The organism is Pseudomonas sp. S2_H01 (assembly GCF_054668305.1).
Map to the genome: position 1 here is coordinate 969002 of NZ_CP162756.1, position 19338 is coordinate 988339.

Genomic DNA, 19338 nt, shown 5'->3' on the forward strand with positions numbered 1-19338 from the left:
TGGCGTCAGCCCGCCAAGGCCGCTGCGTGATGGCGCAGATGGTCTTCGATGAAGCTTGCGATGAAGTAATAGCTGTGGTCATAGCCAGGCTGCATGCGCAACTCCAGCGGATGACCCGTGGCTTTCGCCGCTTGAACCAGCGATTCGGGCTTGAGTTGATGGGCGAGGAAATCGTCACGATCCCCCTGATCCACCAGCAACGGCAGACGCTCCTGCGCTTCAGCGATCAGCACACTGGCGTCCCATTCGCGCCAGCGTGAGCGGTCTTCACCCAGATAGCGCGAGAAGGCTTTCTGGCCCCACGGGCAATCCATCGGGTTGCTGATCGGCGAGAACGCAGACACCGACTGGTAGCGCCCCGGATTGCGCAACGCACAGACCAGCGCGCCATGCCCACCCATCGAATGGCCGCTGATGCTGCGCTTGTCCGAGGCCGGGAAATGCGCTTCGATCAACGCCGGAAGCTCACTGACCACGTAATCGTACATGCGGTAGTGGCGAGCCCACGGCTGCTGCGTGGCGTTGAGGTAGAAGCCTGCGCCCAGACCGAAGTCGTAGGCGTTGTCGGGATCGCCCGGTACATCGGCGCCACGCGGGCTGGTGTCCGGCGCAACGATGATCAGCCCGAGTTCGGCCGCCATGCGTTGAGCACCCGCCTTCTGCATGAAGTTTTCGTCGGTGCAGGTCAGGCCCGAGAGCCAGTAAACCACCGGCAGCTTGACGCCCTGTTCTGCCTGAGGCGGCAGATAGACTGCAAACACCATGTCGCAGCCCAGCACATCGGAGTGATGTTTATAGCGTTTATGCCAGCCGCCGAAGCTTTTCTGGCACGAAAGATTTTCAAGGTTCAACGTCGTGAACTCCCCGCCTTAAGCTGCAAGCCTCAACCGGCAAAAGCGCGAGGCGCTCTTGCTTGCACGTTACGGCTTGCAGCCTGGGCCTGCTGTTAGAAGTGAATGACCGAACGGATGCTCTTGCCTTCATGCATCAGGTCGAACGCTTCGTTGATCTTGTCCAGGCCCATGGTGTGGGTGATGAAGGTGTCCAGCGGGATTTCGCCCGTCTGAGACTTCTCGACGTAGCTTGGCAGCTCGGTACGGCCTTTGACGCCGCCGAACGCCGACCCGCGCCAGACGCGACCGGTCACCAGTTGGAAGGGACGCGTGGCGATTTCCTGACCCGACGGTGCGACGCCGATGATGACCGACTCGCCCCAGCCCTTGTGGCAGCACTCCAACGCTGCGCGCATTAGCTGCACGTTGCCGATGCATTCGAAGCTGTAATCGACGCCGCCATCGGTCAATTCGACGATGACGTCCTGAATCGGCTTGGTGTGCTCTTTCGGGTTGATGAAGTCGGTCGCACCCAATTCACGGGCAACATCGAATTTGGCGGGGTTGATGTCGATCGCAATGATCCGCGAGGCCTTGGCCATTTTCGCACCGATGATCGCCGCCAGACCGATGCCGCCCAGGCCGAAGATTGCGACCGTAGCGCCCTCTTCCACCTTGGCGGTGTTCAACACCGCACCGATGCCAGTGGTCACACCGCAACCCAACAGGCAGACCTTCTCAAGCGGCGCTTCTTTGGGAATCTTGGCCAAGGAAATTTCCGGGACCACGGTGTACTCGGAGAACGTCGAGCAGCCCATGTAGTGATAGACCGGCTCACCGTTGTAGCTGAAGCGGGTGGTGCCGTCCGGCATCAGGCCTTTGCCCTGAGTGGCGCGGACTTTCTGGCAGAGGTTGGTCTTGCCGGATTTGCAGAATTTGCACTCGCGGCATTCGGCGGTGTACAGCGGGATCACGTGGTCGCCGACGGCCAGTGAGGTCACGCCTTCGCCGATGGCTTCGACGATACCGCCGCCTTCATGGCCGAGAATGCACGGGAATACACCTTCGGAGTCAGCACCGGACAGGGTGTAGGCATCGGTGTGGCAGACACCTGACGCCACGGTGCGGATGAGCACTTCACCCGCTTTCGGCGCCTCAACGTCCACTTCGACGATCTGCAGCGGTTGGTTGGGCGCGAAGGCGACGGCGGCACGTGACTTGATCATCATGATCTCCAGCGAAGTAAAAACGAACCCCGAGTGTAAAGCAGTGCCGTTTGATTAATAATCCATGCAAAAGCAAAACATTAATGCTGGACAGGGATAATCGATGCACGCCAATCGCTGGGAAGGCCTGGATGAGTTCGTCGCCGTGGCAGAGTGCGGTCAGTTCACGGCCGCCGCCGAGCGGCTGGGTGTCTCTTCGTCCCACATCAGCCGACAGATCGCTCGCCTGGAAGAACGGTTGCAGACCCGCCTGCTGTACCGAAGTACGCGCAAGGTCGCACTGACCGAAGCGGGTCAGACGTTCTTGCATCATTGCCAGCGTTTACAGGATGGACGTGAAGAAGCGTTACGGGCAGTGGGCGATCTGACCAGCGAGCCCAAGGGCCTGCTGCGCATGACCTGCGCGGTCGCTTACGGGGAACGATTCATTGCGCCATTGGTGACGCGCTTCATGGATGAATACCCACAGCTGCGGGTCGACATCGAATTGACCAACAACACCTTGGACCTGCTGCATGAAGGCATGGACCTGGCGATCCGCCTTGGTCGCTTGCAGGAATCCAGACTGGTCGCCACGCGCCTTGCCCCCCGCCGCATGTACCTGTGCGCATCGCCTTCTTACCTGGAACGGTACGGCCGACCGCACAGCGTGTCGGAGTTGAGCCGCCATAACTGCTTGATAGGCAGTTCCGACAGTTGGTTGCTGCAGCAGAACGGCAAGGAGTTTTCCCAGCGCGTCCACGGGAACTGGCGCTGTAACAGTGGACAGGCGGTGCTGGATGCGGCGCTGCTCGGCGTAGGGTTGTGTCAGTTGCCGGATTACTACGTGCTTGAGCACCTTAAAAGCGGCGCGCTGGTGTCGCTGCTCGATGCCCATCAGCCGCCGAATACGGCGGTGTGGGCGCTGTACCCGCAACAAAGGCACTTATCGCCCAAGGTCCGGAAGCTGGTGGATTATCTGAAAGCGGGGTTGGCCATGCGTGAGGAGTACCGGCAGTAAAGCGTTACATTGTAGGAGCGCGCTTGCCCGCGATGACGTAGGCAAGCTCAACAGTTCCGGTAGCAGACACACCGCAATCGCGGGAAAGCGCGCTCCTACAATGGAACTACGTGACGGGTCAGGTCTGATCAGCGATTGAACTCGCCACGCCGCTGACGCAGCCACTCGAGGTCTTCCGGCCGGGTGACCTTGATGTTATCCGCCCGCCCCTCGATCAAGCGCGGCGACTGGCCGGCCCATTCGATTGCCGACGCTTCGTCGGTGATCGAGACATTCGACACCAGACTGTCCGCCAGCGCCCGGTGCAACGCGCCAAGGCGAAACATCTGCGGCGTGTAGGCTTGCCAGATCAGACTGCGATCCACGGTTTCCGTGACCCGGCCGTTGGCGTCCGCGCGTTTCAGGGTGTCTTTGGCAGGCACTGCGAGCAAGCCGCCAACCGGGTCGTCCTTCAGCTCGCTGAGCAGGTTGTCCAGGTCCGAGCGCGCAAGATTCGGCCGCGCGGCATCGTGCACCAGCACCCAGTCATTGTCGTCCGCGCCATTGGCGTGCAAATGAAGCAACGCGTTGAGGACCGAATCCGCACGCTCCTTGCCACCCGCGACCTGCTGGATTCGTGAATCCAGGGCACAGGGCAAGGTCGGCCAATAAGGATCGTCCACAGCCAGACTGATCACCAATCCCTTGAGTCGGGGGTGATCGAGAAAACAAAGCAGGCTGTGTTCAAGAATGGTGAGGCCGCCCAGTAGCAAGTATTGCTTGGGACGGTCTGCCGCCATACGGGCACCGACACCCGCTGCGGGAATCACTGCCCAGAAGGCAGGAAGGGATTGAGTCATTACACCAACATCACTGTGCCAACTGATAAAGGGTCTCGCCGTCCTTGACCATGCCCAGTTCATGACGGGCACGCTCTTCAACGGTTTCCAGACCTTTCTTCAGCTCCAGCACCTCTGCGTCCAGAACCCGGTTACGCTCGAGCAAAGCGTCGTTCTCGGCATGTTGATCGGCGATTTGCTGGGTCAGACTGGCCACCTGCGCAAGGCTGCCATTGCCCACCCATAGGCGGTATTGCAAGCCGGCGAGCAGCAAGAGCAGAACGAGGAACAACCAGTTAGGACTGCGCATTGTGAATATCTGTTACCCGGTGGAGAAAGACAGCAAAACCGACCATTTCAAATGACCAAGAGCCCGGTGGTCACCGGGCTCATGGATCAGGGCGTCAGGAAAATCGCATTCAGCGAAATGCCCTACCGCGCCTGCTGCCTTTTTACCATCTTGCAATCAGCCGCGAAACTCACCGCGACCACGGTAAACCGCTTTGGCACCCAATTGCTCTTCGATACGCAGCAGTTGGTTGTACTTGGCGATACGGTCGGAGCGGCTCAGAGAACCGGTCTTGATCTGACCGGCGGCCGTGCCCACTGCCAGGTCAGCAATGGTCGAATCCTCGGTTTCACCGGAACGATGGGAGATCACCGCGGTGTAACCGGCGGCCTTGGCCATCTGGATGGCTTCCAGGGTTTCGGTCAGGGTGCCGATCTGGTTGAACTTGATCAGGATCGAGTTACCGATTTTCTTGTCGATGCCTTCTTTCAGGATCTTGGTGTTGGTCACGAACAGGTCGTCGCCCACCAGCTGAATCTTGTCACCGATCTTGTCAGTCAGGACTTTCCAGCCGTCCCAGTCAGACTCGTCAAGGCCGTCTTCGATGGAGATGATCGGGTGCTTGCTGACCAGATCAGCCAGGTAATCGGCGAAACCGGCGGAGTCGTACTCGCCTTCTTCGCTCAGGGTGTACTTGCCATTTTTGTAGAACTCGCTGGCTGCGCAGTCCAGCGCCAGGGTCACGTCGGTGCCCAGCTTGTAACCGGCCTTGGCCACCGCTTCGGCGATCGCGTCGAGTGCATCGGCGTTGGAGTTCAGGTTCGGTGCAAAACCGCCTTCGTCACCTACGGCGGTGTTCAGGCCACGGGCCTTCAGAACAGCTTTCAGGTGATGGAAAATCTCGGTGCCCCAGCGCAGGCCTTCGGAGAAGGTCTTGGCGCCTACTGGCTGAATCATGAACTCCTGGATGTCGATGTTGTTATCGGCGTGCTCGCCACCGTTGATGATGTTCATCATCGGGACCGGCATCGAGTAAACACCTGGTGTGCCGTTCAGGTTGGCAATGTGCGCATACAACGGCAGGTCTTGATCCTGCGCCGCAGCCTTGGCAGCCGCCAGGGACACCGCCAGGATTGCGTTCGCACCCAGGCTGGCTTTGTTTTCGGTGCCGTCCAGCTTGATCATCGCGCGATCCAGCGCTTTCTGATCAACCGGGTCCTTGCCCAGCAGCAGATCGCGGATCGGGCCATTGATATTGGCCACTGCCTTCAGAACGCCCTTGCCCATGTAACGGCTCTTGTCGCCATCACGCAGCTCAAGCGCTTCACGCGAGCCGGTGGAAGCACCGGACGGCGCGCACGCACTGCCGATGATGCCGTTGTCGAGGAGCACATCTGCTTCCACGGTGGGATTGCCACGGGAGTCGAGAACTTCACGACCTTTGATGTCGACGATTTTTGCCATTGTTGTTAACACTCCAAGATTGACGAAAACGACGCAGCTGGGAAAAACGACTGGCATCTCGAGGCACTAGACAGCGGGCAGGCCCGAGACGACAAAAATTCCCGACCCATTGGTCGGGAAAGAAACGAGCGGCACTGTACCGGAGGCTTCAGTGCCGGAGAAGCGGGTTTTAAGCCGTTTCGATGGTCGGGAAGTTCTTGACCAGATCGTCAAGCGCCTTGAGCTGGGTCAGGAACGGCTCCAGCTTGTTCAGGCGCAGCGCGCAAGGACCGTCGCATTTGGCGTTATCCGGATCAGGATGCGCCTCAAGGAACAGGCCCGCCAGCCCCTGGCTGATGCCGGCCTTGGCCAGATCGGTGACCTGGGCACGGCGACCGCCAGCAGAGTCCGAACGACCGCCAGGCATCTGCAGCGCATGGGTCACGTCGAAGAACACCGGGTACTCGAACGCTTTCATGATGCCGAAACCGAGCATGTCCACCACAAGGTTGTTGTAGCCAAAGCTCGAACCACGCTCACAGAGGATCAACTGGTCGTTACCGGCTTCTTCGCACTTGTTCAGGATGTGTTTCATTTCCTGTGGCGCGAGGAACTGGGCTTTCTTGATGTTGATCACGGCACCGGTTTTCGCCATCGCAACCACCAGATCGGTCTGACGCGACAGGAAAGCCGGCAACTGGATGATGTCGCAGACTTCGGCAACGGCGGCCGCCTGATGCGGCTCATGCACGTCAGTGATCACGGGCACGTTGAAAGTGCGCTTGATCTCTTCGAAGATGCGCATGCCCGCTTCCAGGCCCGGGCCGCGATAGGAGGTCACGGAAGAACGGTTGGCTTTGTCGAAGCTGGCCTTGAACACGTAAGGGATGCCGAGCTTCTCGGTCACTCGTACGTATTCTTCGCAGACCTGCATGGCCATGTCCCGCGATTCCAGGACATTCATGCCACCGAACAAGACCATCGGCTTGTCGTTGGCAATGTCGATGGAGCCGACGCGGATGATTTTCTGTGCCATGTAATGGAATTCCCTATCAGTTGTTCTTCTGGTGTTGAGCGAGCGCAGCCTTCACGAAGCCGCTGAACAGCGGGTGGCCGTCGCGCGGAGTCGAGGTGAACTCAGGGTGGAACTGGCAGGCCACGAACCACGGATGGTCCTTGGACTCGACCACTTCAACCAACGCGCCGTCACCGGAGCGACCCGACACTTTCAGACCGGCCTCGATCAGTTGCGGCAGCAGCTTGTTGTTCACTTCATAGCGATGACGGTGACGCTCGACGATCACATCGTTGGCGTAGCAGTCGTGCACCAGAGAACCTGGTTCCAGCTGGCACTCCTGAGCACCCAGACGCATGGTGCCGCCCAGATCGGACGTCTCAGTACGGGTTTCAACCGCGCCGGTGGCGTCTTCCCACTCGGTGATCAGACCGACTACAGGGTGCGGGCTGGTGCGGTCAAATTCGGTGGAGTTGGCGTCTTTCCAGCCCAGCACGTTACGTGCGAACTCGATGACTGCCACCTGCATGCCCAGGCAGATGCCCAGGTAAGGCACCTTGTTTTCGCGGGCGAACTGGACGGCCGTGATCTTGCCTTCCACGCCACGCAGACCGAAGCCGCCAGGCACCAGAATCGCGTCCACGCCTTCCAGCAGGCCGGTGCCCTGATTCTCGATGTCTTCGGAGTCGATGTAACGCAGGTTGACCTTGGTGCGGTTGGTGATACCGGCGTGACTCATCGCTTCGATCAGCGACTTGTAAGCGTCCAGCAGCTCCATGTATTTACCGACCATGGCGATGGTGACTTCGTGCTCAGGGTTGAGCTTGGCGTCCACGACCTTTTCCCACTCGGACAGGTCGGCGCCTGCACATTGCAGACCGAAGCGCTCGACAACGAAATCGTCCAGACCCTGCGAGTGCAGGATGCCCGGGATTTTGTAGATGGTGTCCGCGTCTTCCAGCGCAATCACCGCGCGCTCTTCAACGTTGGTGAACTGAGCGATCTTGCGGCGCGACGACACGTCGATGGCGTGATCGGAGCGGCAGATCAGCACGTCAGGCTGCAGGCCGATGGAGCGCAATTCCTTGACCGAGTGCTGAGTCGGCTTGGTCTTGGTTTCGCCCGCGGTTGCAATGTACGGCACCAGCGTGAGGTGCATCAGCATGGCGCGCTTGGCACCCACTTCGAAACGCAGCTGGCGGATGGCTTCCAGGAACGGTTGCGACTCGATGTCACCCACGGTGCCGCCGATTTCCACCAGGGCCACGTCGGCATCGCCGGCACCCTTGATGATGCGACGCTTGATTTCGTCGGTGATGTGCGGAATCACCTGAATGGTGGCGCCCAGATAATCACCACGGCGCTCTTTGCGCAGGACGTGTTCGTACACACGGCCGGTGGTGAAGTTGTTGTTCTGGGTCATGGTGGTGCGAATGAAACGCTCGTAGTGCCCCAGGTCCAGGTCGGTCTCGGCGCCGTCGTGCGTGACGAACACCTCGCCGTGCTGGAACGGGCTCATGGTGCCGGGGTCGACGTTGATGTAGGGGTCCAGCTTGAGCATGGTGACCTTAAGTCCCCTCGCCTCCAGGATGGCCGCCAATGAAGCCGAGGCAATGCCTTTCCCCAATGAAGAAACAACACCGCCCGTGACGAAGATGTAGCGCGTCATGAAAAACCCTAGAAGTCTGCGTTAAAGCGGTCAGAGCCGCCGGGGAAAGCGAAGGAAGGCCGAAGCCCCCGATGACCTGCAAATCTCACGATGCAGTTCTGAAATTGCCGCGCTAAAAACGACTGGTCGAAATCGGACCTGTCCATTGCTCGCCACATTTTGAGAATCGCCCAGTAAAGACTGGCTGGTAATCGGCAACTTGCGTCGTTCCGAAAGGATCGACAGAAGCTGTATCAAGAAGGGAGCGTAGTCTACCGGAAACGGGCTCTCATCTCAAACTGTGGTCATTCGTCGGTGGCTGCCAATGCAATCGCCAGTCACCACGGGGGTCGGCGTCCAGTCCCGGCAGGTTGGCAACGGCCAGCAACTGCTCGCCGCGATACAACAGCGGCAATCGGCCGCGCAGAAAGACCGGTACGCCCTTTTCGTTGAGCAGCCGTTTGAGATCCCTGCGTCCGCGGTCGGGCACATCGAGGACTTCCCCCCCTGCCGGTAGTGGACATGCAAGCCGCCTCGAGGGATTTCACCGAGAATTTCCAGCATGCCGTTTCCAGGCAGATGCAAAGGCTGCGACGCCATGGACCAATGCTGCGAACCGGCAACGTCCTTGAGCCAGATGCCCGACAACCACCAGATGCGTCCTTCGGCGCGGTGCAATTGCCCATCCGCCAGGCGCCAGATCGGACGGCCGTCCGGCCCGGCATCGCGCAACGAATTCCAGCCGGCCCAGTGGTCGCTGTCCGGCAAGCGCGTCAGCGGCCCGAGCCAGTGACGCAGCGCATTGCGCTGCCGTGCGTCGGACAGGGCCTCCAGCGGCGCCAGCTCCAGTGAAGGCACGTTCAGCCAAGGCCACGGGCAGGGTATGTCCGCTTGCGTCAGGTCCTGCAACGCCAGCTCATCGAGCAGACCTTGCGCTTCAGCCAGATGCGCGGCGCTGCGATTGAAGCTTGCGATCGCTTGCGGCCAGCGCGCCGTGAGCATCGGCAGCACATGGTTGCGCAGGTAGTTGCGAGAAAACCGGGTGTCTTTGTTGCTGGGGTCTTCGATCCAGCTCAGCCCTTGCTCCTTGGCATAGGCTTCAAGCAGCGCACGCGGTTCATCCAGCAGCGGCCGAAACAGATGCCCCCTGCCCAATACCCGTTGGGCGGGCATGGCAGCCAGCCCCTTGACGCCCGCGCCTCGCAGCAGCCGAAACATGAGGGTTTCGGCTTGATCATCACGGTGTTGCGCAGCCAACAGCACCTCACCCGGGAGAAGCACCTCATCGAACGCCGCATAACGGGCGTCGCGCGCAGCCTGCTCAAGGCTCGCGCCCGGACGCACCTGCACCTCGATGACCTGAAACGGCACCCCCAGAATCTGACACATCTGGCGGCAATGCCCTGGCCACGACGCGGCAACGGCTTGCAAACCATGGTGAACATGGACGGCGCTCAGAGGAGGAAGACGATGGTGCTGCGCCAGATCGGCCAGCAGGTGCAACAGAACGGTGGAATCAAGCCCACCCGAGAAGGCAATGCGCCAACCGGCTGCGTCACGCCAGGTGGAAAGGCGTGACAACAGCCGTTTGGATAACTCTTTCCTGATGGTGTCCGGCCTGGTCATGCTGGTTTAACCCTGCGTTACGCTGGCCGGACCTCGATGCAGGCCTCGATGAGAGGCTCGCTTCGATTAAACGCCGTAGCTCATGAGGCGCTCGTAACGGCGAGCCAGCAGTTCGTCGTTGTTGAACTTCTTGAGCATCGCCAACTGGCTGCTCAGTTCCGCGCGAATCGATGCGGCGGCGGCCGCTGGGTCACGGTGTGCACCGCCCAATGGCTCGCTGATCACTTTATCGACGATGCCCAGCCCCTTGAGACGATCGGCGGTGATGCCCATCGCTTCAGCGGCGTCCGGCGCCTTCTCGGCGGTTTTCCACAGAATCGATGCGCAGCCTTCCGGCGAGATCACCGCGTAGGTGGAGTATTGCAGCATGTTGAGCTGGTCGCAGACGCCGATGGCCAACGCACCGCCCGAACCACCTTCACCGATCACGGTGGCAATGATTGGAGTCTTCAGGCGTGCCATGACGCGCAGGTTCCAGGCAATGGCCTCGCTCTGGTTACGCTCTTCAGCGTCGATACCCGGATAGGCACCCGGCGTGTCGATGAACGTCAGGATCGGCATCTTGAAGCGCTCTGCCATTTCCATCAGACGGCACGCCTTGCGGTAGCCCTCCGGGCGCGGCATGCCGAAGTTGCGACGAACCTTCTCGCGCACTTCACGGCCTTTCTGGTGACCGATCACCATGACTGGCTGATCGTCCAGGCGAGCGATACCACCTACGATGGCCGCGTCGTCGGAGAAGTGACGATCGCCATGCAGCTCGTCAAATTCGGTGAAGATGTGTTCGATGTAGTCCAGGGTGTACGGACGACGCGGATGGCGCGCCATGCGCGCGATCTGCCAACTGGTCAGGTTGCCGAAAATGCTTTCGGTGAGCGTATTGCTCTTCTCTTGCAGTCGAGAGATCTCGTCGCCGATGTTCAGCGAGTTGTCATTGCCTACCAGACGCAGCTCTTCAATTTTGGCTTGCAGGTCAGCAATCGGCTGTTCGAAATCCAGAAAATTCGGGTTCATAGGCATCCGTCTTGGGTCGACGGCCAAGAGGCCGGCCGGTTGATCCGTAAGCGCCATACCATAAAGGATCTGGCGTCTTGCGGTCGAGATTAAAAAGGTCGAGCTTAAAAGTGTCGAGTTTAAAATTCGAGATCAGCTTTTAGCGATACTGCAGGAAGACGTTCTCTCGTCCGAACTGGTCACGCAACGCCTGAATCAGGCTGTCTGCGGGATCGATTCGCCACGCTTCGCCGAACTGCAGCAACGCCTTGGCTTCCTGCCCGGTGTAGTCGAGCGTGATCGGACACGCTCCCCGGTGCTTCCTGCACAGGTCACCCAGCCAGCGTAGACGATCGCCCTTGAGGGCCTCGCTATGCACGGTCAGGCGTAAACTTTCGGCAAGGCCGGTGCGCGCTTCTTCCAGACTCATGACCCGTTTGGCGCGCAAACGCAGGCCACCGGAGAAATCGTCGGAACTGACCTCACCCTCCACGACGACCATCGCGTCCGTTTGCAGCAGCGATTGAGCCGCCTGGAACGAGTCGGCAAACAAAGAAGCCTCGATACGTCCGGAACGGTCGTCGAGGGTGATGAAGCCCATCTTGTCGCCCTTTTTGTTCTTCATTACACGTAGCGCGATGATCAGCCCGGCAACGGTCTGAGTGTCGCGCGCAGGCTTCAGGTCCACGATTCGCTGACGGGCGAACCGGCGAATCTCGCCTTCGTATTCATCGATCGGGTGACCGGTCAGGTACAGCCCCAGTGTTTCCTTCTCGCCACGAAGCCGCTCTTTGAGAGTGACCTCCTTGGCATTGCGATGGTTCGCATAAACGTCCGCGTCCGCTTCGACGAACAGCCCGCCAAACAGGTCGGCGTGACCACTGTCATGACTGCGCGCGGTCTGCTCGGCAGCCTGAATGGCGCCTTCCAGAGAGGCCAGCAACACACCACGGTTACGGTCGATATTGGCTTGATACTGTTTTGGTTCATCGAAGAAAAACGGACCGAGGCGGTCCAGCGCGCCACTGCGAATCAAACCATCGAGAGTACGCTTGTTGACCCGCTTGAGGTCGATGCGTGCGCAGAAGTCGAACAGGTCCTTGAACGGACCCGCCTGACGCGCCTCGGTGATCGCTTCCACCGGGCCTTCGCCGACGCCCTTGATGGCGCCCAGCCCGTAAACGATGCGACCTTCGTCGTTCACCGTGAACTTGAACTCGGAGTTGTTCACATCCGGCGCATCCAGGCGCAGCTTCATGGTCCGCACTTCTTCGATCAAGGTCACGACCTTGTCGGTGTTGTGCATGTCCGCCGAGAGCACCGCCGCCATGAACGGCGCCGGGTAGTGTTTCTTGAGCCATGCCGTCTGGTACGAGACGAGTCCGTAGGCGGCGGAGTGGGATTTGTTGAAACCGTAACCGGCGAACTTTTCCACCAGGTCGAAGATGTTACCGGCTAGGTCAGGGTCAATATTGTTGGTCTTGCAACCTTCAATGAAACCGCCGCGCTGCTTGGCCATCTCCTCGGGCTTCTTTTTACCCATCGCACGACGCAGCATGTCAGCGCCGCCGAGGGTGTAGCCCGCCATCACCTGGGCAATCTGCATCACCTGTTCCTGATACAGGATGATGCCGTAGGTCGGCGCGAGTACGGGCTTGAGGCCTTCGTACTGATAGTCGACGTGCGGGTACGACAGCTCGGCGCGACCGTGCTTACGGTTGATGAAGTCGTCCACCATGCCCGATTGCAGCGGCCCCGGACGGAACAGTGCCACGAGTGCGATCAAGTCTTCCAGGCAGTCGGGCTTGAGCTTCTTGATCAGCTCTTTCATACCGCGCGATTCAAGCTGGAACACCGCTGTGGTTTCAGCTTTCTGCAGCAAATCGTAAGTCGGGGCGTCATCCAGCGGAATGAACGCGATGTCCAGCGGTTCCTCGCCGACCTTGGCGCGGTCGCGGTTGATCGTCTTCATTGCCCAATCGATGATCGTCAGCGTACGCAGACCCAGGAAGTCGAACTTCACAAGACCCGCGGCCTCAACGTCGTCCTTGTCGAACTGGGTCACCAGACCGCCGCCTTCCTCGTCGCAATAGATGGCGGCAAAGTCGGTCAGCTTGGTCGGCGCGATGACCACACCCCCGGCGTGCTTGCCGACGTTACGCACAACGCCTTCGAGCTTGCGCGCCATCTCCCAGATTTCCGCCCCTTCCTCATCGGTCTTGAGGAAGTCACGCAGGATTTCTTCCTGCTCGTAGGCTTTTTCCAGGGTCATGCCGACTTCGAACGGAATCATCTTCGACAGACGATCCGCCAGGCCGTACGACTTGCCCTGCACCCGCGCCACGTCGCGCACCACGGCCTTTGCCGCCATGGAACCGAACGTGATGATCTGGCTGACTGCGTTGCGGCCGTACTTCTCGGCCACATAATCGATAACGCGGTCACGACCGTCCATGCAGAAGTCGACGTCGAAGTCGGGCATCGACACCCGTTCCGGGTTCAGGAAACGTTCGAAGAGCAGGTCATACTGCAGCGGATCGAGGTCGGTGATCTTCTGCACGTAGGCCACAAGTGAACCGGCACCCGATCCACGACCCGGGCCCACCGGAACGCCGTTGCTCTTGGCCCACTGGATGAAGTCCATAACGATCAGGAAGTAACCGGGGAAGCCCATCTGGATGATGATATCCAGCTCGAAATTCAGGCGATCAACATAGACCTGACGCTTCTCTTCGTAATTGGGCGTGGTCTCTTTCGGCCACAGCACCGCCAGGCGCTCTTCCAGCCCTTCGAAGGACACCTTGCGGAAGTACTCGTCGATGGTGAGCCCATCGGGAATCGGGAAGTTGGGCAGAAAGTGCGTGCCTAGCTTCACTTCGATGTTGCAGCGTTTGGCGATTTCGACCGTGTTCGCCAGTGCATCCGGCAGGTCACTGAACAGCTCGGCCATCTCCTCGGCGCTTTTCAGGTACTGCTGATCGCTGTAATTGTGCGAACGGCGGGGATCGTCCAGCGCACGGCCTTCACCGATGCAGACGCGCGTTTCATGGGCCTCGAAGTCTTCCTGCTTGATGAAACGCACATCGTTGGTCGCCACCAGCGGCGCGCCATGGCGCTCGGCCAGGGCCACGGCCGCGTGCAGGTGCTCTTCGTCATTGATGCGATGGGTGCGCTGGACTTCGACATAGAAGCGGTCCGGAAACACGGACATCCACTCTTTAAGCAACGCGTCCGCTTCAGACGGGTTACCGCCCAGCAACGCCATACCGATCTCGCCTTCTTTGGCGGCGGACAGGGCAATCAAGCCCTCGCTGGCCTCGGCGACCCACTCGCGCTCGATGACCACCAAGCCGTTACGCTGGCCGTGCATGAAGCCGCGGGAAATCAGCTCGGTGAGGTTCAAATAGCCTTTGGGGTTCATCACCAACAGGCTCATGCGACTGAGCGGCGCGTCGCGATCGCGCCCCGCCAGCCAGATGTCGGCGCCGCAGATCGGCTTGATTCCGGCGCCCATGGCGGTTTTATAGAATTTGACCAACGAACACAGGTTGTTCTGGTCGGTCACCGCCACCGCCGGCATGTTCATGGCGGTCAGCGCTTTGACCAACGGCTTGACCCGGACCAGACCATCAACCAGAGAGTATTCGGTGTGCAGGCGTAGATGAACGAAAGAAGCCGGCATGGGTGATCCTATAGCGCACAGAAAACGAAGGCCGGATTGTACCGGCCTCTCATGAAAACATCAGCCCGCGATCAACTGAGCGGCAACGAGGTAAAACCGGTGGATATCATCATCTCGCGCGCCTCGTAAGCTGCGCGCACCGGGGCGAAAGAACGCCGATGGATGGGCGTCGGGCCCAGTCTGGCCAGCGCCTCCAGGTGAACCGGCGTGGGATAACCTTTGTGCCCGCCGATGCCGTACCCCGGATAGAGAAGCTCCATGGCCGCCATTTCCCGATCACGACTGACCTTCGCCAGAATCGATGCCGCAGCGATAGCGGGCACCTGAGCGTCGCCCTGAATGACAGGGGCGGACGGCACCGACAGCTGAGGGCAACGATTGCCGTCGATCAATGCCAGCTTCGGCGTAATGAGCAACCCTTCGACGGCACGTTTCATGGCCAGCATGGTGGCGTGCAGGATGTTCAGCTCGTCGATTTCTTCGACTTCAGCCCGCGCAATGTGCCAGCACAGGGCTTTCTCGCAGATTTCGTCAAACAGCTTTTCGCGTTTGGCTTCGGTGAGCTTTTTCGAATCGTTCAGACCCAGAATCGGGCGATTGGGGTCCAGGATCACAGCGGCCGTCACGACAGCGCCGCACAGTGGGCCACGGCCCACCTCGTCGACACCGGCGACCAGATCCTCGACCAGGTTGAAGTCCAGACCCATTTGCATTGATTGCACACTCATCGTGAAGGCGACGCGCCAATCAGGTTCAACACCGCATCGGCAGCCTGATTGGACGCATCGCGACGCAAGGTTCGGTGAAGCGCATCGAAGCCGGCCGTCTGCTCCGCGCCGTTGTCCAGCAACGGCAGCAGCGTCTGCGCCAGGGCCTCGGCGGTCGCCGCGTCCTGCAGAAGCTCAGGGACCAGCAAGCGCTGGGCCAACAGGTTCGGCAGCGACACGTACGGACTCTTCACCATCCGCTTGAGTATCCAGTAGGTCAGCGGCGCCAGACGATAGGCAACCACCATCGGTCGTTTGTACAGCAGCGCTTCCAGAGTGGCAGTCCCCGACGCGATCAGGACCGCATCACAGGCGGCCAGGGCCACGTGGGAGCGACCGTCAAGCAGCGTGAGCGGGAGAGCACGACCTTGCAGCAGCAGCTCGATCTGCGCACGGCGTTGCGGGCTGGCACAGGGCAACACAAAACGGATGCCCGGACGCTGAGCCAGCAGACGCTCGGCGGCATCGAAGAACAGCGCGCACAGACGACCCACTTCTCCACCACGGCTGCCCGGCATCAACGCCACGACAGGGCCATCGCCCAGGCCCAACTCGGCGCGCGCCGCATCGCGGTCGGCCTCAAGGGGGATGGTGTCAGCCAACGGATGACCGACAAAACGCACCGGCACGCCTTTCTCTTCGTAAAAGCGAGCCTCGAACGGCAGCAAAGTCAGCATCAGATCGCAACCTTCGCGAATCTTCAGCACACGCTTCTGACGCCACGCCCAGACCGACGGGCTCACGTAGTGAACCGTCTTGATCCCGGCCTGGCGCAGTTTGAGTTCGATATTGAGGGTGAAATCCGGCGCGTCGATGCCGATGAACACATCGGGCTTCTCGGCGATGAGGGTCTGGATCAACAGCTTGCGACGAGCCAGCAACTCTTTGAGCCGCCCGAGCACTTCCACCAGCCCCATGACCGACAGCCGCTCCATCGGGAAGTAGGAGCGCATGCCCTCCGCTTCCATGAGCGGACCGCCTACCCCGATGAACTGGGCGTCAGGATGACGGGCTTTGATGGCGCGCATCAAACCGGAGCCCAGGATGTCGCCGGAGGCTTCTCCGGCGACCAGCGCTATACGCAGGGCACTCATGATTAACGGGTGATGCCGCGGGTCGATTTCTGGATCGAATCAAGAAACAGCGCGACTTCCGGGAACTGTGCAGCGGGCTCGGCCAGATCGATGATCGCCTGCTCCACGGTCAGCCCTTGACGGTAGACCGTCTTGTAGGCGCGACGCAGGGCGTGGATCGCATCCTCCGAGAAGCCACGACGGCGCATGCCCTCAAAGTTCATACTGCGCGCCTCGGCCGGATTACCAAAGACCGTGACGAATGCCGGGACGTCTTTGCCGATGGCGGTGCCCATCCCGGAAAAGCTGTGGGCACCGATATGGCAATACTGATGCACCAGGGTAAAGCCGGACAGGATCGCCCAGTCATCCACATGCACGTGACCGGCCAACGCCGTGTTGTTGACCAGGATGCAGTGATTACCAATGACACTGTCGTGACCGATGTGGGCGTAGGCCATGATCAGGTTGTGATCACCGATCGTGGTTTCCGCACGGTCCTGAATGGTACCGCGATGGATCGTGACGCCTTCACGAATCACATTGTGGTCACCAATGACCAGGCGCGTCGCTTCACCTTTGTACTTGAGGTCAGGCGTGTCCTCACCCACCGATGAAAACTGGTAGATGTGGTTATGTTTGCCGATTTTGGTCGGACCGCGCAGGATCACATGCGGACCAATGACCGTACCCTCGCCGATTTCCACACCGGGCCCGACGATCGACCAAGGGCCGACCTCCACATTGTCAGCCAGAATGGCTGTCGGATCGATGATTGCGCGAGAGTCAATCAAACTCATAGTTTACGTTCCGCACAGATGATTTCTGCGGAGCAGACCGGCTTGCCGTCCACCGACGCCTGGCATTCGAACTTCCAGATCTGACGCTTGCAGCTGAGGAACTTCGCTTCAAGGATCAATTGGTCGCCCGGCAACACCGGCTGACGGAAACGCAGTTTGTCGGAGCCCACGAAGTAATACAGGGTGCCGTCGGCAGGCTTTACGTCAAGCATCTTGAAGCCCAGGATGCCCGCAGCTTGCGCCATCGCTTCAATGATCAGCACACCCGGCATGATTGGATGCTGGGGAAAGTGCCCGTTGAAGAAGGGCTCATTGATGCTGACATTCTTGTAGGCACGAATGCTCTTATTCTCAACATCCAGCTCCACGACCCGGTCCACGAGCAGGAACGGGTAACGGTGGGGCAGATATTCGCGAATTTCGTTGATGTCCATCATTTCGAGAGGAAGCCTGTAGTAAAGATTGGGAGTGCGCGACGAAAGCGCGGCACTCCTCTAGCAAATCAAGGAGGCAGTTTATCGGCTTTGCACACTTGATAAGAAAAAGGTATCAGCCATCAGATGATGCTTTACCGCCTGAGGTCACTGCCTCGACAATCTTTTCCAGCTGTTGCAGCCGTCGCGCCATGTCGTCGAGCTGGCGAATACGTGCTGCACTCTTGCGCCATTCCGCGGCCGGCTGCATCGCCGTCCCCGAAGAATAAGAGCCAGGCTCGGTAATCGACCGGGTCACCATGGTCATCCCGGTAATGAAAACACCGTCGCAAATTTCAATGTGGCCCACCAGACCCACGCCACCGGCCAGCATGCAATGCTTGCCGATTTTGGCGCTGCCCGAGATACCGACACACGCGGCCATGGCCGTGTGATCACCCACTTGTACGTTGTGTGCGATCTGAATCTGGTTATCCAGCTTCACGCCATTGCCGATACGGGTATCGTCCATGGCGCCGCGATCGATGGCAGTATTCACGCCAATCTCGACGTCGTCGCCGATGGTGACGCCGCCGATCTGAGCGATTTTCTGCCACACGCCTTTCTCGTTGGCGAAGCCGAAGCCCTCGCCACCGAGCACTGCGCCGGACTGGATCACCACACGTTGACCGATGCGTACATCGTGATAAAGCGTCACGCGAGGCGCCAGCCAGCCGCCTTCACCGATCGTGCTGCGTGCACCAATGAAGCAATGAGCGCCGATGGTGACGCCAGCAGCGATGCGCGCCCCGCTTTCGATCACCGCGTAGGCACCCACGCTTGCGGCCGCATCAACGAACGCGTCTTCAGCGACCACCGCAGTCGGGTGAATACCGGCTGCCGCTTTCGGCTTGGGATCGAACAGGTGGGAAATGCGTGCATACGCCAGGTACGGATCGGCAATCAACAGCGCGTCGCCCGCGTAACCTTCGGCATCCGCCGGCTTGAGCAGCACGGCAGCAGCATGAGTGGTCGCGAGGAATTTACGGTACTGAGGGTTGGCCAGAAAACTGACCTGACCGGGCCCTGCCTCCTGCAAAGTGGCAAGCCCGGTGATTTCTTTTTCCGCCGAGCCACGAAGCGTGGCACCGAGGAACTCGGCCAACTGGCCGAGCTGGATAGTCGCGGTCATGAAGTTACTTCAGCTGGTTCATGCGCTCGATGACTTGGCGAGTGACGTCATACTGTGGCTTGACGTCAATCACGGCACCGCGCTCGAACACCAGGTCGTAACCGCCTTTCTTGATCACTTCCTCAACCGCCGAATCCAGCTTTGGCTTCAGCTGCTTGAGCATTTCACGGTCGGCGACGGCTTTGGCTTCGTTCAGCTCTTTGGACTGGAACTGGAAGTCACGGGCTTTCTGTTTGAAGTCCAGTTCCAGCTTCTCGCGCTCAGGCTGAGCCATTTTGTCGCCACCGGCGACCAGACGATCCTGGATACCCTTGGCGCTGCTTTCCAGAGCCTTCAACTTGGTCAGTTGAGGACCGAATTTCTTTTCCGCGTCAACGGCGTATTTCTTGGCCGCGTCCGATTCCAGCAGAGCCATCTGATAGTTCAGGACAGCGATTTTCATGTCAGCGAATGCCGGGCCTGCGATCAGAACCGTTGCCAGCAATGCCAATTGGGTCAACTTACGCACAATGTAACTCCT

The 19338-nt window shown here is 59.8% G+C and carries 16 protein-coding genes and 1 pseudogene; 1 reads left to right on the forward strand and 16 read right to left on the reverse strand.

Annotated features, from left to right (window positions below; translation table 11 throughout):
• Positions 1–5: 5 nt before the first annotated feature.
• The gene (gene fghA, locus AB4N84_RS04360; protein WP_460045363.1) at positions 6–851 is read right to left on the reverse strand and encodes an S-formylglutathione hydrolase; all 846 of its coding nucleotides are present in this window, start codon (positions 849–851) and stop codon (positions 6–8) included.
• A gap of 95 nt (positions 852–946) precedes the next feature.
• The gene (locus tag AB4N84_RS04365; RefSeq protein WP_074752713.1) at positions 947–2059 is read right to left on the reverse strand and encodes an S-(hydroxymethyl)glutathione dehydrogenase/class III alcohol dehydrogenase; all 1113 of its coding nucleotides are present in this window, start codon (positions 2057–2059) and stop codon (positions 947–949) included.
• Positions 2060–2162: 103 nt separating this feature from the next.
• Here AB4N84_RS04365 and AB4N84_RS04370 point away from each other — a divergent pair, with 103 nt between their 5' ends.
• Positions 2163–3059: a LysR substrate-binding domain-containing protein gene (locus AB4N84_RS04370; protein ID WP_460045364.1), complete on the forward strand. Its 897-nt coding sequence runs from the start codon at positions 2163–2165 to the stop codon at positions 3057–3059.
• 128 nt (positions 3060–3187) lie between these two features.
• On the opposite strand, the gene ispD is transcribed toward AB4N84_RS04370, so the two are convergent.
• The 14 genes and pseudogenes from ispD to AB4N84_RS04440 form a co-directional block, all read right to left on the reverse strand.
• Complete coding sequence (gene ispD / locus AB4N84_RS04375; RefSeq protein WP_074752715.1) at positions 3188–3898, reverse strand: 2-C-methyl-D-erythritol 4-phosphate cytidylyltransferase; 711 nt, start codon at positions 3896–3898, stop codon at positions 3188–3190.
• Between the two features lie 10 nt (positions 3899–3908).
• Positions 3909–4187 (reverse strand): cell division protein FtsB, encoded by a 279-nt coding sequence (ftsB, locus tag AB4N84_RS04380; protein ID WP_074752716.1) that lies wholly within the window; start codon positions 4185–4187, stop codon positions 3909–3911.
• 156 nt (positions 4188–4343) lie between these two features.
• The gene (eno, locus tag AB4N84_RS04385; RefSeq protein ID WP_460045365.1) at positions 4344–5630 is read right to left on the reverse strand and encodes a phosphopyruvate hydratase; all 1287 of its coding nucleotides are present in this window, start codon (positions 5628–5630) and stop codon (positions 4344–4346) included.
• Positions 5631–5799: 169 nt separating this feature from the next.
• Positions 5800–6645 carry a 3-deoxy-8-phosphooctulonate synthase gene (gene kdsA, locus AB4N84_RS04390; RefSeq protein ID WP_074752718.1) on the reverse strand — a complete coding sequence of 282 codons (846 nt, stop codon included), beginning with the start codon at positions 6643–6645 and terminating at the stop codon, positions 5800–5802.
• Between the two features lie 16 nt (positions 6646–6661).
• Complete coding sequence (locus AB4N84_RS04395) at positions 6662–8293, reverse strand: CTP synthase (protein ID WP_074752719.1); 1632 nt, start codon at positions 8291–8293, stop codon at positions 6662–6664.
• A gap of 268 nt (positions 8294–8561) precedes the next feature.
• A pseudogene (gene tilS / locus AB4N84_RS04400) lies at positions 8562–9898 on the reverse strand (tRNA lysidine(34) synthetase TilS).
• A gap of 66 nt (positions 9899–9964) precedes the next feature.
• Positions 9965–10912: an acetyl-CoA carboxylase carboxyl transferase subunit alpha gene (gene accA, locus AB4N84_RS04405; RefSeq protein WP_074752721.1), complete on the reverse strand. Its 948-nt coding sequence runs from the start codon at positions 10910–10912 to the stop codon at positions 9965–9967.
• A 139-nt stretch (positions 10913–11051) separates the two neighbouring features.
• Complete coding sequence (dnaE, locus tag AB4N84_RS04410; RefSeq protein WP_460045366.1) at positions 11052–14573, reverse strand: DNA polymerase III subunit alpha; 3522 nt, start codon at positions 14571–14573, stop codon at positions 11052–11054.
• 71 nt (positions 14574–14644) lie between these two features.
• Complete coding sequence (gene rnhB / locus AB4N84_RS04415) at positions 14645–15286, reverse strand: ribonuclease HII (protein WP_074752723.1); 642 nt, start codon at positions 15284–15286, stop codon at positions 14645–14647.
• Between the two features lie 11 nt (positions 15287–15297).
• Positions 15298–16434, reverse strand: coding sequence for a lipid-A-disaccharide synthase (lpxB, locus tag AB4N84_RS04420; RefSeq protein WP_460045367.1), 1137 nt, complete (start codon positions 16432–16434; stop codon positions 15298–15300).
• Positions 16435–16436: 2 nt separating this feature from the next.
• The gene (lpxA, locus tag AB4N84_RS04425) at positions 16437–17213 is read right to left on the reverse strand and encodes an acyl-ACP--UDP-N-acetylglucosamine O-acyltransferase (protein ID WP_074752725.1); all 777 of its coding nucleotides are present in this window, start codon (positions 17211–17213) and stop codon (positions 16437–16439) included.
• Positions 17210–17650, reverse strand: a complete 441-nt coding sequence (gene fabZ / locus AB4N84_RS04430) for a 3-hydroxyacyl-ACP dehydratase FabZ (protein WP_074752726.1) — start codon at positions 17648–17650, stop codon at positions 17210–17212. Before fabZ ends, lpxA begins: the two co-directional genes overlap by 4 nt.
• 112 nt (positions 17651–17762) lie before the next feature.
• Complete coding sequence (gene lpxD / locus AB4N84_RS04435) at positions 17763–18818, reverse strand: UDP-3-O-(3-hydroxymyristoyl)glucosamine N-acyltransferase (protein ID WP_074752727.1); 1056 nt, start codon at positions 18816–18818, stop codon at positions 17763–17765.
• Positions 18819–18822: 4 nt separating this feature from the next.
• Complete coding sequence (locus AB4N84_RS04440; protein ID WP_062383122.1) at positions 18823–19326, reverse strand: OmpH/Skp family outer membrane protein; 504 nt, start codon at positions 19324–19326, stop codon at positions 18823–18825.
• Positions 19327–19338 lie beyond the last annotated feature (12 nt).

What these genes read in the sequence shown, in the direction of transcription:
- rnhB (WP_074752723.1), bottom strand. Translation starts at nt 15,286, where the DNA reads ATGCAAATGGGTCTGGACTTCAACCTGGTCGAGGATCTGGTCGCCGGT.
- ftsB (WP_074752716.1), bottom strand. Translation starts at nt 4,187, where the DNA reads ATGCGCAGTCCTAACTGGTTGTTCCTCGTTCTGCTCTTGCTGCTCGCC.
- lpxB (WP_460045367.1), bottom strand. Translation starts at nt 16,434, where the DNA reads ATGAGTGCCCTGCGTATAGCGCTGGTCGCCGGAGAAGCCTCCGGCGAC.
- lpxA (WP_074752725.1), bottom strand. Translation starts at nt 17,213, where the DNA reads ATGAGTTTGATTGACTCTCGCGCAATCATCGATCCGACAGCCATTCTG.
- kdsA (WP_074752718.1), bottom strand. Translation starts at nt 6,645, where the DNA reads ATGGCACAGAAAATCATCCGCGTCGGCTCCATCGACATTGCCAACGAC.
- lpxD (WP_074752727.1), bottom strand. Translation starts at nt 18,818, where the DNA reads ATGACCGCGACTATCCAGCTCGGCCAGTTGGCCGAGTTCCTCGGTGCC.
- AB4N84_RS04395 (WP_074752719.1), bottom strand. Translation starts at nt 8,293, where the DNA reads ATGACGCGCTACATCTTCGTCACGGGCGGTGTTGTTTCTTCATTGGGG.
- AB4N84_RS04365 (WP_074752713.1), bottom strand. Translation starts at nt 2,059, where the DNA reads ATGATCAAGTCACGTGCCGCCGTCGCCTTCGCGCCCAACCAACCGCTG.
- ispD (WP_074752715.1), bottom strand. Translation starts at nt 3,898, where the DNA reads ATGACTCAATCCCTTCCTGCCTTCTGGGCAGTGATTCCCGCAGCGGGT.
- AB4N84_RS04370 (WP_460045364.1), top strand. Translation starts at nt 2,163, where the DNA reads ATGCACGCCAATCGCTGGGAAGGCCTGGATGAGTTCGTCGCCGTGGCA.
- accA (WP_074752721.1), bottom strand. Translation starts at nt 10,912, where the DNA reads ATGAACCCGAATTTTCTGGATTTCGAACAGCCGATTGCTGACCTGCAA.
- fabZ (WP_074752726.1), bottom strand. Translation starts at nt 17,650, where the DNA reads ATGATGGACATCAACGAAATTCGCGAATATCTGCCCCACCGTTACCCG.
- eno (WP_460045365.1), bottom strand. Translation starts at nt 5,630, where the DNA reads ATGGCAAAAATCGTCGACATCAAAGGTCGTGAAGTTCTCGACTCCCGT.
- dnaE (WP_460045366.1), bottom strand. Translation starts at nt 14,573, where the DNA reads ATGCCGGCTTCTTTCGTTCATCTACGCCTGCACACCGAATACTCTCTG.